The 14,350-nt window shown below is 42.5% G+C and carries 12 protein-coding genes and 1 other annotated feature; of the genes, 1 reads left to right on the forward strand and 11 read right to left on the reverse strand.

The window, feature by feature from the left end:
* Positions 1-215 precede the first annotated feature (215 nt).
* The 10 genes from tig to ilvE form a co-directional block, all read right to left on the reverse strand.
* Entirely contained in the window at positions 216-1,490 is a 1,275-nt protein-coding gene (gene tig, locus OIT90_RS08490; protein WP_474892443.1) for a trigger factor, read from the reverse strand.
* A gap of 240 nt (positions 1,491-1,730) precedes the next feature.
* Positions 1,731-2,738: a DNA damage checkpoint antagonist DdcA gene (ddcA, locus tag OIT90_RS08495; RefSeq protein WP_039180427.1), complete on the reverse strand. Its 1,008-nt coding sequence runs from the start codon at positions 2,736-2,738 to the stop codon at positions 1,731-1,733.
* Between the two features lie 125 nt (positions 2,739-2,863).
* Complete coding sequence (gene leuD / locus OIT90_RS08500; RefSeq protein WP_212044069.1) at positions 2,864-3,463, reverse strand: 3-isopropylmalate dehydratase small subunit; 600 nt, start codon at positions 3,461-3,463, stop codon at positions 2,864-2,866.
* A 13-nt stretch (positions 3,464-3,476) separates the two neighbouring features.
* Positions 3,477-4,892: a 3-isopropylmalate dehydratase large subunit gene (gene leuC, locus OIT90_RS08505; protein WP_039180431.1), complete on the reverse strand. Its 1,416-nt coding sequence runs from the start codon at positions 4,890-4,892 to the stop codon at positions 3,477-3,479.
* Between the two features lie 40 nt (positions 4,893-4,932).
* Complete coding sequence (leuB, locus tag OIT90_RS08510; protein WP_041086488.1) at positions 4,933-6,030, reverse strand: 3-isopropylmalate dehydrogenase; 1,098 nt, start codon at positions 6,028-6,030, stop codon at positions 4,933-4,935.
* A gap of 18 nt (positions 6,031-6,048) precedes the next feature.
* On the reverse strand, positions 6,049-7,602 hold the full coding sequence (locus OIT90_RS08515) for a 2-isopropylmalate synthase (protein ID WP_039180437.1): 1,554 nt from the start codon (positions 7,600-7,602) through the stop codon (positions 6,049-6,051).
* Entirely contained in the window at positions 7,589-8,617 is a 1,029-nt protein-coding gene (gene ilvC / locus OIT90_RS08520) for a ketol-acid reductoisomerase (protein WP_024423187.1), read from the reverse strand. The genes OIT90_RS08515 and ilvC overlap by 14 nt, the downstream gene beginning before the upstream one ends.
* Positions 8,618-8,635: 18 nt before the next feature.
* Positions 8,636-9,154 carry an acetolactate synthase small subunit gene (ilvN, locus tag OIT90_RS08525; RefSeq protein ID WP_007501584.1) on the reverse strand — a complete coding sequence of 173 codons (519 nt, stop codon included), beginning with the start codon at positions 9,152-9,154 and terminating at the stop codon, positions 8,636-8,638.
* A complete protein-coding gene (gene ilvB / locus OIT90_RS08530) occupies positions 9,151-10,875 on the reverse strand; it encodes an acetolactate synthase large subunit (RefSeq protein ID WP_025092480.1) in 1,725 nt (574 codons plus the stop codon). The genes ilvN and ilvB overlap by 4 nt, the downstream gene beginning before the upstream one ends.
* A 122-nt stretch (positions 10,876-10,997) precedes the next feature.
* Positions 10,998-11,244 (reverse strand) — a binding site (T-box leader).
* 8 nt (positions 11,245-11,252) lie between these two features.
* Positions 11,253-12,167, reverse strand: coding sequence for a branched-chain-amino-acid transaminase (gene ilvE, locus OIT90_RS08535; protein ID WP_039180440.1), 915 nt, complete (start codon positions 12,165-12,167; stop codon positions 11,253-11,255).
* Between the two features lie 433 nt (positions 12,168-12,600).
* Between ilvE and OIT90_RS08540 the strand changes: the two genes are divergently transcribed.
* Positions 12,601-13,644, forward strand: a complete 1,044-nt coding sequence (locus OIT90_RS08540; protein ID WP_058838321.1) for a lactonase family protein — start codon at positions 12,601-12,603, stop codon at positions 13,642-13,644.
* A gap of 231 nt (positions 13,645-13,875) precedes the next feature.
* On the opposite strand, the gene OIT90_RS08545 is transcribed toward OIT90_RS08540, so the two are convergent.
* Positions 13,876-14,295 (reverse strand): YkvA family protein, encoded by a 420-nt coding sequence (locus OIT90_RS08545; protein WP_058838320.1) that lies wholly within the window; start codon positions 14,293-14,295, stop codon positions 13,876-13,878.
* Between the last annotated feature and the right edge of the window lie 55 nt (positions 14,296-14,350).

Here is a 14,350-nt window from a genome sequence, read left to right on the forward strand (position 1 = left end):
TAACAGTCAGCTACCTTTCTGGGTCCAGTATGTATGCATTTTACCATACTTTCCTAAAAGACGGTAACGATGTGTTTCTAACACTGCACATTGAGATATGTATGACAGAAAGATGCGACTTACACTATCGTTTCCAAAAGAAGCGATGATAAGTCAAAAATTGTACAAAACAAGGCACGAGTCACTCGCGCCCTGTTTTATTATTATGCACCATATTAACGGTTTTCTACAAGAAAATCAATTGCTTTACGAACTTTTAGATCTTCTTTCATTGCTTCAGTAGATCCGATCGCTTGTTTGATATTTTCAATTGGCATGTTGTATGCTTCAGCCATTTTTGAAAGTTCTTCTTCCACTTCTTCGTCAGACACTTGTAAGTTTTCTGCAGCAGCAATTGCTTCAAGTGTTAGGTTAGATTTTACGCGTTTAGCAGCATCTTCTTTCATTTGCTCTTTAAGCGCATCTTCATCTTGTCCAGAGAATTGGAAGTAAAGCTCAAGGTTCATACCTTGCATTTGAAGACGTTGTTCGAATTCTTTCATCATGCGGTCTAGCTCTGTGTCAACCATCGCTTGTGGGATGTCAACTTCCGCATTTTCAGAAGCTTTCGCAACTAGCTCTTCACGAAATTTTCCTTCTGCTTCGTTTTCTTTTGCTTCTTCAAGACGTTTCTTCGTTTTTTCAGTTAACTCAGCAAGTGTTTCTACTTCTTCATCAACATCTTTAGCGAACTCATCGTCAAGTGCTGGAAGTTCTTTTGCTTTGATTTCATGAATTTTCACTTTGAATACAGCTGGTTTACCTGCAAGGTCTTCAGCATGGTATTCTTCTGGGAATGTAACTTCTACGTCTTTTTCAGCGCCAGCTTCAAGACCAACTAATTGCTCTTCGAACCCAGGGATGAATGAACCAGAACCTACTTCAAGAGAGTAGTTCTCAGCTTTTCCGCCTTCGAATGCTTCTCCATCAACGAATCCTTCGAAATCAAGAACAACTGTATCGCCGTTTTCGATTGCGCCTTCTTCTTTGACAACAAGCTCAGCTTGACGGTTTTGCATGCCTTTAAGCTCTTCTTGTACATCTTCATCAGTAACAGCTGTGTCGTCTTTTTCTACGTTAAGACCTTTGTAGTCACCAAGTTTTACTTCAGGTTTCACTGTTACTTTTGCAGTGAAGATTAAGCTTTCGCCTTTTTCGATTTTCTCAACATCGATTTCAGGGCGGTCAACTGGCTCGATACCAGCTTCGTCGATTGCTTTTGGATATTCAACTGGAAGAAGAATATCTAATGCATCTTGATAAAGAGATTCTACACCAAAACGCTGCTCGAAAAGACCACGTGGTACTTTCCCTTTACGGAATCCAGGGATTGATACTTGCTTAACCACTTTCTTAAATGCATCATCAAGTGCTTTGTTAAATGTTTCAGCGTCAACTTCTACAGTTAGAACGCCTTCGTTACCTTCTTGTTTTTCCCATTTTACTGACATGTGTGTTTCCCTCCAAAAATCTATTCAGATTGTGCGTTGCTCCATTCTAAAGCATCATAAAGACTTCGTCCAATCAAAAACCACGCACTCCGCTAAGAAGCTTGCATTATGTATACAACATTTGACTTGATTATACATATCGTCTTTCAACCGTTGGAATCTGACAACTGCACTATATATGCACAAATACAACCATTATATTATAACATAACAAGTCCGTCTTTCAACTAAATCGACAAATTACAAATAAGAAATTTCTTCAATATCTTTCAGCATTGTACAAGCTTCTCTCAGCTCTCGTTCGTTAAATTCATACAATAGATGCAATTCTTCGAGTTCAATCTCGATCCCATGCATTTCATAGCCGACTTTATGAAGTGCCGCTGCCCAAAGACTCGGATCTGTGTACTTAGGAAGAAATGGATACAGCACAAATAAGTGCCGGCGCCATAGCTCTTCCACGCCTTGGTAAAGGGTTGGGTTCTCATTGCCGAGCGTGTCATCGAGCATACGAAGGACTTGCTGAAGAAGCGGCATCTGCTCTGGCTTTACAGCCTCAGAAGGAATAAGTGTTAAAGAATCACCGAATTTTGTCACATGAACCGGCTTTGCCACATCATGATCTGCCAGAAGCTGCAGGATCATTGATTTGACCAAAGGGTTCCCATCAGGATTTTGTAAGATAGTATTTAATAGACCCATATGCGGTTTAATATTCCGGTCTTTCAATGAATGGATGAACTGAACCTGTTCTTCCGGCCGCTTCAGCATGTCATCTATGTTGACCTCACTTCCGGCGTCCTCATCTTCATCTAAAATCTCTTCAGGTGATTCAATCATTTTTCTACTAAATTCGAGCAGCTTGTAAAAATGCTCCGCGCTTTCTGCCGGAAGATGGTTTTCCTCGAGCACAGCCTCAATTGTCTGTTTAACTTCTTCATATTCTTTCAGCTGAATTAAGATCGTCATATACACTTGGAGCACAGTGAAATAGTGGCCATATCCTTCATGCAGCATTTTTTCACAAACACGCTTTGCATCCTGCAGCTCACCCAGCTCCAGAAAACAAATTGCCATTCCGAGGTGAATATCGGATTCTTCATCGTCATCATACGATTTTGCTTCTGAAAACAAGTGAAGCGCCTCTTGATACTGTTTATCTTTTAATGCTGCCATTCCTTTTTCAATCAGTCTTTCTTTCAGACCAGGAAACAAAATGACATTATCTTTCTTCTTGTCATGCTTCATGCTTACGTTCCTTTCGGGCGCATATTTTTTATCAGTTTACCAACGAAGATTAGTAAACACAAGTAACGAGAGGTTTTCATGCAAAAAAGAAGCCGTCACACCTCGGGCGGACAGCTTCTCGTTGCTTAGGCGCGCAGCCAGCTGCTGCGCTTTTCTTCAAATGCTTGAATGTCATCTTCTAGTAGTAATGTTAATGAAATCTCATCATAACCATTTATGAGCATTTCTCTCCAGTGAGGGTCGACTTGAAAAGGGGTGATATTCCCTTCGTGATCTTCTATTTGCTGTTTTTCAAGATCAACCGTCATCTCATACCCTTTGTTCTCATATGACGCTGCGAAGGTTTTCCACACATCATAATCAAGGCGAATCGGAAGCATCCCATTTTTAAAGCAGTTTTGATGAAATATATCTGCGAATGATGGTGCGATGACAATTTTAAAGCCATAATCATCAAGCGCCCAAGGAGCATGTTCCCTAGATGATCCGCAGCCAAAGTTTTCTCCTGCGATCAAAATCGATGCTCCTTCATAGATCGGCTGATTCAGTTCGAAATCTGGATTTGGGCTGCCATCGGCTAAATAACGCCAGTCGAAAAAGGCAAAGCGGCCATATCCTGTTCGTTCGATTCTTTTTAAAAATTGCTTCGGAATAATTTGGTCTGTATCTACATTGATCCGGTTAAGCACAGCGGCTTTCCCTTTATGAGTGACTAAAGGCTCCATCTATGACAACTCCTTACACGACTGTTTTCTCTTGATTAAACTTCCTGACATCGACAAAGCGGCCATGTATCGCAGCCATTGCAGCCATTGCCGGGCTGACAAGATGCGTTCTCGCACCCTTCCCTTGACGCCCTTCAAAGTTACGGTTTGATGTGGACGCGCAGCGTTCGCCCTCCGGTACCACATCGTTATTCATACTAAGGCACATACTGCAGCCTGATTCTCTCCATTCAAATCCTGCTTCAAGGAAGATTTCATGAAGACCTTCTTTTTCTGCTTGCAATTTGACACTTTGAGAGCCAGGCACCACAATCGCTCTGACATGATCTGCTACTTTTTGTCCTTCAATCATAGAAGCGGCTTGGCGTAAATCAGTCATTCTTGAGTTCGTACATGAGCCGATAAAGACATGCTCAATCGTAATATCTTCTATACGCTGATGCGGATGGACTCCCATGTATTCGTAAGCACGAATCGCTTCTTTTTGATCATCTTCTTGTGCAAAGTCCTCAGGTCCTGGAATTGATGCATCCACAGGCAGTACCATTCCTGGGTTAATTCCCCACGTAACCATTGGTGAAATCTTATTTCCATCTAACACAATGGTTTTATCGTAGGTTGCACCTGGATCTGTTCTAAGTTCTTCCCATTCTTTAATAGCTGCTTCGAAATCCTCGCCCTGCGGTGCATATTTCCGGCCGCGGCAATATTCGAAGGTGACTTCATCAGGTGCAATCAATCCTGCTCTCGCGCCTGCTTCAATCGACATATTACAAACAGTCATCCGCTCATCCATCGTCATGTTTCTGAATACTTCCCCAGTGTATTCAATGACATAACCTGAACCGAACTTCACGCCGTGTGCACCAATGACGGCTAAAATGACATCTTTGGCGGTTACCCCTTTTTGAAGCTTTCCGTCTACTCTAATTTCTAGCGTTTTCGGACGCTGCTGCCAAAGTGTTTGTGTAGAAAGTACATGTTCAACCTCACTTGTACCGATCCCAAAGGCAAGTGCGCCAAACGCGCCGTGAGTTGATGTATGACTATCTCCACAAACGATTGTTTTCCCCGGAAGTGTCAATCCAAGCTCCGGTCCAACGACATGGACGATTCCCTGGTCAACACTGTGGAGATCAGCAAGACGAACGCCAAATTCCGCACAGTTGCGCTCTAAGGCACTCACTTGCTTTTTAGCAATCTCATCTTTAATCACAAATCGATTCACAGTTGGGATGTTGTGATCCATCGTCGCAAACGTGTTTTGAGGTCTTCTCACCTTACGCCCTTTTTGTCTTAATCCTTCAAATGCTTGAGGTGATGTCACTTCATGCACCAAGTGCAGATCAATATATAAAAGGTCTGGTTTCCCCTCGCCGCTTTTGACTATATGCTGATCCCATATTTTTTCGATGATTGTTCGAGGCATAACCCTTTTCCTCCCTCTATCTAATTCCACAAGATTCTATTTATACAATCGTTTGCACGCGCTGCTTGAGTGCGTCTACAACCGCATTAGTGATTTCTTCAGTCGTTTGATATGTTCCCTCTTTTGCTGCTAAATCTTTTGTTCGTTTGCCAGAGGCAAGAACAGCTTCCACAGCGTCTTCTATTGCAGCCGCTTCTTCTTCTAATGCAAAGGATGTTCTAAGCAAGCTTGCTGCTGATAAAATGGTTGCCAGAGGGTTTGCAACGTTTTGCCCCGCAATATCGGGTGCTGAACCATGAATTGGCTCATACAAATGAAGGCCTGTGCTTGATAAACTAGCAGATGGCAGCATGCCGAGTGATCCAGTAATCATCGAAGCTTCATCACTTAAAATGTCACCGAACATATTCTCTGTCACAATGACATCAAATTGAGCGGGCTTGTAAATCAGCTGCATGGCGGCATTGTCAACGAGCATATGCTCAAATTCAACTTCTGGATATTGAGAAGCAACTTCTTCTACTGCATCCCGCCATAGTTTACTAGAAGCAAGAACATTCGCTTTATCCACAGACGTCACTTTTTTCCGTCTCGTTAAGGCCATATCGAACGCTTCTTTTAATACGCGGACAATTTCTTCCTTTGTATAAAGGAGCGTATCAACGGCAGCTTCTTTTCCTTCATCATCTGTATAGCGTTCGCTTGGTTCACCAAAATAGAGACCGCCTGTTAATTCACGAACGATGACGAAATCGACTCCGTTAATGTGATCCTGTTTTAACGGAGATGCCTCGCTTAAGCTATCAAACACCTTTACAGGGCGGATGTTAGCAAATAAGTCCAGCTGCTTACGAATGGCGAGCAAGCCTTTTTCTGGACGAAGCTCTGGCGGGTTTTGATCCCACTTTGGTCCGCCGACTGCTCCTAATAAAATCGCATCAGCGCTTTTGCATACATCTACTGTTTCCTTTGGAAGCGGGTTATTTTTTTCATCTATTGCGATACCGCCAATGAGCGCAGTTTCAAATTCGAATTCGTGCTGAAATTGAGCCGCTGTCTCTTGAAGGACAGCGACTGCAGATGTCACGACTTCCGGTCCGATTCCATCGCCGGGCAAAAGTGCAATTTTCTTTTTCATGAGAACCTTCCTCCTTTCCTAAGAGATCGCGTGATGTTTCTCAATTTCAATTAGATTTGATTTGAAGATTAAATGTCTGTTCACTGCATTGACGTAAGCTTTCGCCGATGCTTCAAGCACATCTTGCGCTACACCGCGTCCTGCTGTTTCTTTTCCTTCTATTGAAACAGTGACATATACTTCTGCTAGTGCATCTCTGCCTTTTCCATTTGATTGAATGCGGTAGTCCAGCAAATGAATTCTTTCTTCCATACAGCGCTCAAGCGTGTTGTACACAGCTTCTACACTGCCTGCACCTGTAGCTGCTTCTTGAATGACTGCCTGTGTTTCTTGGTTTTTCAGAGAAACTGTTGCTGTTGGCATTTGTTCTGTTCCATAATGCACTTGCAGACTTTCAAATTCGTAGCCAATTTTTCGATCTGCTACTTTTTCTTCTAATATAATAGAGATCAAATCATCATCTGTAATTTCTTTCTTCTTCTCTGTCAAGTTCTTGAAAGTCTCAAAGAATTTATTGATTTCGTCTTCCGTTAGTTTAAAGCCTAGTGTTTTCATGCGGTCTTTAAACGCGTGTCTTCCGGAGTGTTTTCCAAGGACAAGCACATCTGTTGTCACACCGACAAGCTCTGGAGAAATAATTTCATAGGTTGTTTTTTCTTTGAGGAAACCATCTTGGTGAATACCTGATTCATGTGCAAAAGCGTTGTTTCCAACGACTGCTTTATTACGCGGCACAATCATTCCTGAGTATTTGCTCACTACATCACTTGTACGCTTAATTTCATTCAATTGAATCGTTGATTCGACCTGGTAAAAGTCTTTTCGAATATGAAGAGCTACTGCAATTTCCTCTAACGCGGCATTTCCAGCGCGCTCGCCAATTCCGTTGACAGCCGTTTCGATTTGATCTGCTCCATTTTCAATGGCAGCAAGTGAGTTTGCCACAGCCATTCCTAGATCATCGTGACAGTGAGCGGACAAGTTAACGCGGTCGATATTCGGAACGTGTTCCTTCATATATTTAAAGATATTCCCGTACTCTTTTGGCGCTAGGTATCCAACTGTATCTGGCAAGTTAATGACACTCGCCCCAGCGTCAATGACCTTTTCTACAATTTCTGCCAAGAAAGCAAGATCTGTACGGCACGCATCTTCTGCTGACCATTGGACAACTGGAAAACGTTCTTTCGCATATTTCACCATTGCGACAGCCTGTTCTACGACTTCTTCACGTGTTTTCTTTAGTTTATGCTTCAGGTGAATGTCAGAAGTAGCAATAAAGACATGAAGCCTTGGCTCCACTCCATCTTTTAATGCTTCCCATGCAGCATCAATGTCACCTTTCACACATCGTGCAAGACCAGCAACAGAACAGTTTTTAATCGTTCTTGCTATTTCTTGTACGCCTAAGAAATCCCCTCGGGATGAAGCGGGAAAACCCGCTTCAATGATATTAACCCCAAGGCGCTCAAGCTGCTTTGCAATGATTAGCTTTTCTTGTGCATTTAAGTTCACTCCTGGTGATTGCTCTCCATCTCGAAGTGTTGTGTCAAAAAAATTAATTTTCCGCACCGACGCTCACCGCTTCCTTTTTCTTTCCTTGTTTAACGAAAGGCATCATTTCACGAAGCTTTCTACCAACGATTTCAATTTGGTGCTCATTTTCATTTGCATTGATTGCATTGAAACGTGGACGATTCACTTGGTTTTCAACGATCCATTCTTTTGCAAAAGTTCCGTTTTGGATATCAGTCAAAACAGCTTTCATCGATTCTTTTACTTTTGCATCTACAACGCGTGGTCCTGATACGAAGTCACCCCATTGTGCTGTATCAGAGATTGAATATCTCATGCCTTCTAATCCTTCTTCATACATAAGGTCAACGATTAATTTCAGTTCATGCAGACACTCGAAGTATGCAAGCTCTGGCTGATAACCAGCTTCTGTTAACGTTTCGAAACCTGCTTTCACTAGTGAAGTAAGACCTCCACAAAGAACTGCCTGCTCACCGAAAAGATCCGTTTCTGTTTCTTCTTTAAATGTTGTTTCAAGAACGCCAGCTCTTGCTCCGCCGATCGCTTTCGCATAAGCAAGTGCTTTGTCTTTCGCTTGGCCAGATACATCTTGATAGATAGCAAATAGGGCAGGTACACCAGCGCCTTGCTCATACGTTCTTCTCACAAGATGTCCTGGACCTTTTGGAGCTACTAGATACACGTCTACGTCACTTGGAGGAACAATTTGATGGAAGTGAACGTTGAATCCGTGTGCGAATACAAGTGAGTTTCCAGCTTCTAATTGATCTTTGATTTCTTCATCATATACTTTCTTTTGCTGCTCATCTGGAAGTAGTACCATGACGACGTCTGCTTGTGCTGCTGCTTCTTTTACTGTGAATACTTGATGACCGTCTTCTTGTGCTTTTGTATAAGATCCGCCTTTTCTCACGCCGACGATGACATCTACGCCGCTTTCTTTTAAGTTCAATGCATGTGCATGACCTTGTGATCCGTAACCAATGATCGCTACCTTTTGACCATTTAATACGTTTTCTTGAATATCACCGTTATAATATACTTTTACCATTTGACTCTCTCCTTTTGTTTAGACAATTGAAATTGTTTTATTTGTTTGCGGCTTTTGCTGATTATCTCTCGCAAAGGCCGTGGTGCCAGTTCTGGCGACTTCTTTAATGCCGTATGGCTTAAGTAATTCAATGAGCGCTTCAATTTTTGAAGACTCACCTGTCACCTGAATGACGACACTCTCTCTGCTCACATCTACAATAGAAGCTCTAAAAGGTTCAATGACCCCCGTGATCTCCATTCTAGATGCTGGTGCAGATACGACTTTTATCAAAGCCAGCTCTCGCTGAACGATTGATTGGTTTGTAATGTCTGTTACTTTCAGAACATCGATTTGTTTGTTCAGCTGTTTTGTCAGCTGTTCGATGTCTTTCTCTTGGTCTACATGGACGACGAACGTGATGCGTGATACATCTTGAATCTCAGAATGGCCGACCGTAATGCTTTCAATGTTGTAGTGTCTTTTGGTAAAGAGGCCTGTGATTCTGTTCAGTACGCCTGATCGATTTAATACAGTCAACACAATAATTCTTTTCAAGGTTTCACCCCCACCATCTCATGAAGTCCTTTCCCCGGTGCTACCATCGGGAATACTTTTTCATCTCTCGCTACATTGACATCGATGAAAACAGGCTCTCTAGAGGTTAAGGCTTCTTCGAGCTTTTCTTTCGCCTCTTCGTCTGATGAGATTCTGATTCCTTTAATGCCATAAGCTTCAGATAATTTCACGAAGTCTGGCTGCTCTGAAAATTTAGAATGTGAGTAGCGTTCTTCGTAGAAAATTTCTTGCCATTGTCTTACCATTCCAAGGCTGTGATTATTGAGTACAATCACTTTGACTGGAAGGTTCAGCTCACGGATAACGGCAAGTTCTTGCAGGGTCATTTGGAAACCTCCGTCTCCTAAAATCGCTACAACGGTTGCCTCTTGATCAGCAAGCTGGGCGCCGATGGCTGCTGGTAATCCGAAGCCCATTGTGCCAAGTCCTCCAGATGTGACCCACTTATCTGCATTTTCAAATGGATAGAACTGTGCCGCCCACATTTGATGCTGTCCGACATCAGTTGCGACAATGGCTTCACCTTTTGTGAATTGATGAATGTATTCAATCAGCTTTTGAGGTTTAAAACCTTCAGCTTCGTTTTCAACGTACCAGAGTGGATATTCTTCCTTCCACTGATCTAATTGATTTTTCCATTCGTCTGATTCCCCTTGCTTCCCGTCTTGTTTGATCAGCTCTTCAAGAACGAGCTTACTGTCTCCAACAACCGGGATATGGGTATGAATGTTCTTGCCAATTTCCGCTGGGTCGATGTCAATATGAGCGACCTTCGCATGTTTCGCAAAATGATTGAGGTTGCCTGTTACCCTGTCATCAAATCTTGCTCCGATTGAAATGAGCAGGTCACATTGATGAAGAGCCATGTTTGCTGCATATGTGCCATGCATACCAGCCATCCCTAGGAAAAGAGGATGCTTTGCCGGGAATCCGCCAAGTCCAAGCAATGTATGAGCGACTGGGATTTGCTGCTGCTCTACATACTGTCTTAATTCTTCAGATGCTTTGCCATGAAGAACGCCGGCTCCTGCTAGAATGACTGGTTTTTTCGCTCTGCTGACAGCTTCTACTAATTTGCGAATTTGCAAATAGTTCGGCTCTACTTTTGGCTGATAACCAGGTAAATCAATTGGCTGGTCATATTCAAACGTTCCTTCAATGCCTGCGACATCTTTTGGAATATCGATCAATACTGGACCAGGTCTGCCTGTTGTTGCAATATGGAATGCCTCTTTGATGACACCCGGTAATTCCTCTGGATTTCTCACCTGGTAGCTGTGCTTTGTAATTGGCATTGTGATGCCGAGTACATCTGCTTCTTGGAAAGCATCCGATCCAATGACTGACGTTGCCACCTGCCCTGTGAATACAACTAGGGGAAGTGAATCAATCATCGCATCTGCAATTCCTGTCACAAGGTTTGTCGCTCCAGGCCCTGATGTTGCAATGACAACACCTGGTTTACCAGATACTCTTGCGTATCCTTCTGCTGCGTGAATCGCTCCCTGCTCATGTCTTGGCAGAACATGAAATAAACCAGAATCGTAAATTTTATCGTAGATTGGTAAAACTGCTCCGCCTGGATAGCCGAAAATGACTTCTACTTTTTCTCTTTTGAGTGCTTCAATTAACATGAGTGCACCGTTCATCGTTTGTGGTGCTTTTGATTTTTCCGTCTCCATTTGTACATTTGTCCCCATTTGATTTCCTCCTCTTTGTCTTGCTTCAGTCAAGTCCTTTCACCCTTTTCCATTCAAGATAGAGATATGAGACCATATAAAAAAGCCTTCTCACCCCACAATGACACTACTTTTCACTAGGTCAAAGGGGCGAAAAAGCTTTGTTTTTCGCGGTACCACCCTTGTTCACGGCAAACCCTGTTGCCGTCTCATGGACATCTTTCGTCCATTTTGGTAACGAGTGAGCAATGTCACTCGGCCTGCCCTACTATCATTTCAAGCAGACACTCAGAGGTGAGTTCACTTTAGAAAGTAACACCGGTTTCCAGCTAGCACCGGCTCTCTGTAGATACTGACTCTAAAGCTACTAGTCCTCTTCAACGTTTATCGATATCTATTTAACTTGCATGAATGTTTTCATCTGTAAAAACAACTTTTTCTCCTTCTTCAACTACCCGCTTACGGAATTGTTCAAGAAGTTTGTTTGTGTGGAACCCAGGTTTCCCTTCACCGATTGTACGGCCGTCAACTTTTACAACGGCGATGACTTCGGCTGCGGTTCCTGTTAGAAATACTTCTTCTGCTGTATACACATCATGTCTTGTGAAAGGTTCTTCTTTCACTTCGTAGCCTAAGTCTTCTGCAATTTCCATGATGGCATTTCTTGTGATGCCTTCAAGTGCGCCGATATAACCTGGCGGTGTATAAAGCTTGCCTTTTTTATAAATAAACACGTTGTCTGCAGAACCTTCCGCCACGTACCCTTGATCGTTCAGCATCAGCGCTTCACTCACACCGGCCATATGGGCTTCGATTCGGACAAGAATGTTATTCAAATAGTTTAATGATTTCACTTTTGGGCTAAGAACATCTGGACGATTTCGTCTTGTTGGAACCGTCACAATGTCAATACCCGTTTCATATAGGTGCTTTGGAAAAATGGCCAGCGGCTCTACAATGATCACTGTGTTGGCTCTCCCGCAGTTGTTAGGATCTAATCCAAGATCACCCGCTCCTCTTGAGACAACAAGGCGGATATAGGCATCCTTTAGGCCGTTCCTTTCAACTGTATGAATCATTTTTTCCGTGAGTTCCTCAAGTGAATATGGAATGTTCAGCATAATGGATCTGGCGGAATCATACAGACGGTCTAAATGTTCTTTCATTCGAAAGATATTTCCGTTATACACGCGAATCCCTTCGAAAACACCGTCGCCATATAAAAAGCCATGATCGTAAACTGAAATTTTCGCATCCTCTTTTTTCACGAGTTCATCGTTTAAAAAGATCCACTGTTCCTTTTGGTCTTCCATTTTCAGTGAGCACCCTCTCTTTCAAACAAAAAGTAGTTGAATTTTCAGACACTTTATTTTGAAGTGTCAATCGCTTGCACTGCGTGTTTGTTTAGCTTTTGTTGAACCCATCTTACGCCGCTTTCCATACAGTGTCAACAGCATTTTTAAAATTATTAGACAATTTAGACTAATCAAAATTAAATGTATACGCTTACACCTTTGCTAGACAAGGAATGAAAAAACTTAAAATTTTTTGTATTTTTTCTTCAATTTATTTACTTTACATGAACGCTTTTCTTTTGAGAAAACTTTTGTGATATTTTTTCACATAATTTTTGATGAATATTGTGAGATTTCAATGACTTTGTTTTTTCTTTTGGCATGCCTTTCTAAAGCGTTTTCCTATGAATTTATGATAGAATGAGAGCATCTAATAGAAGGAGGGCAATACATGGCTAACATCAGAGGTTATATCGGTACGTATACAAAGGGAGACAGTAAAGGCGTTTATACGTTTACATTAAATACGGACAAGCAGCAGATTGAGCAAGTAGAAGTCGCTGCTGAGCTTGAAAATCCTACATATTTAACCGTGTCAGAGGATCAAAATTTTGTTTATGCTGTTGTGAAAAAAGGATCACAGGGCGGCCTTGCTGCGTATCAAATTGATTCAACAACAGGCAGACTTCACTTCATCAACCAAGAGCTTGCCGATGGAGCTTCTCCTTGTCACGTCAGCGTGGACAGTCAAACGAAAACAGCGTATACAGCAAACTATCATAAAGGGACAGCAGAGATGTATGAGATCGATGCTGAAAATGGCTCAGTGATCCGCACGCTCTCACAGGCGCAGCATGAAGGAACTGGCCCTAACGAAGATCGTCAGGAAAAGCCACACACCCACTTTATGGGTCTCACGCCAGATGAACAATTTGCTGTGGCTGTTGACCTTGGAACAGATGGAATTTATACGTATAAGAAAGAAGACGGCAAACTTCAGCTTGCTCATACATTTGAAACAAAGCCAGGCAGCGGACCTCGTCATATCACATTCCACCCAACGAAACCTGTGGCATATGTCATGACAGAGCTAAGCTCAGAGGTCATTGTGCTTCGTTACTTTGAAGATGGTCATTTTGAAGAGATTCAAACAATCGCGACCATTCCAAGCGATTTTACAGAGAACAATCAAGGAAGTGCCATTCATGTCTCTTCAGACGGCCAATTTGTTTATGCAGGAAATCGCGGTCATGACAGCATTGCGATTTTTAAAACAGACGCTGACGGCCGATTAAGCCTAGTCGAGATTGCTTCTTCTGAAGGAAACTGGCCTAGAGATTTTGTGCTTGATCCAACAGAAGAATTCCTCGTCGGTTCAAACCAAGAATCTAGCAATCTCGTGTTATACAAACGCGACAAAGAAACAGGACGACTCACTGTATTACAATCAGACATTACCGTCCCTCATCCAGTTTGCGTGAAATTTTTAGGATAAAAGAAAAAAGCCTCCAATAACGGAGGCTTCAGATTGTTGACAAAGGGCTAAAATGAAAATCATTTTAGCCCTTTGTCTTCTTTTCAGCGTGATAGAAAACCTTTGCAGTCTAGGAAGGACGAGCACCGGAGCGGAGCGAATTGAAACATTCGTGAGCACTGGAGCGCAGACCTGACAACGAATGCGAGGGTTTGTCTACACGCTAAAGCCTCCAATAACGGAGGCTTTTCTTTATGCAGACGGCATACCGCCATCCTCAAGCTTTTGATCAATCAAAGACGTATCGGTTTTTTCGCCGAACCATTTTGACAGCCTGTCTTTTGCTTTTCCTTTCACATCATCATCAATGTACATTGCTACTTGAAATAGAGCAAATGTAATGGCGCCTAAATCATCTGTATAGCCGACACCAATCAATGTATCAGGAATGAGGTCAAGCGGAAGGATAAAGTAGCCGAGTGCTCCAATAATCAAGGTCTTTGCTTTGACAGGCACTTCGGGTTTTTGCAATGTATAGTAAAGTAATAGCACAGCATAGACTAGAGAGACACCAGCTTTTTGTGCCGTCTTTTTTAGCTTTTCCCAAAAGGCATGATCATTAAAATGCTTCTTCGAACGCTTTAATAGTTCTTTTTTCTCAGAACGATTCATCATATCGCCTCCATCTACAGCATAGCCCTTTTCCCTCAGTTATACAAGATATCCG

The organism is Bacillus sp. ABR (genome assembly GCF_056172715.1).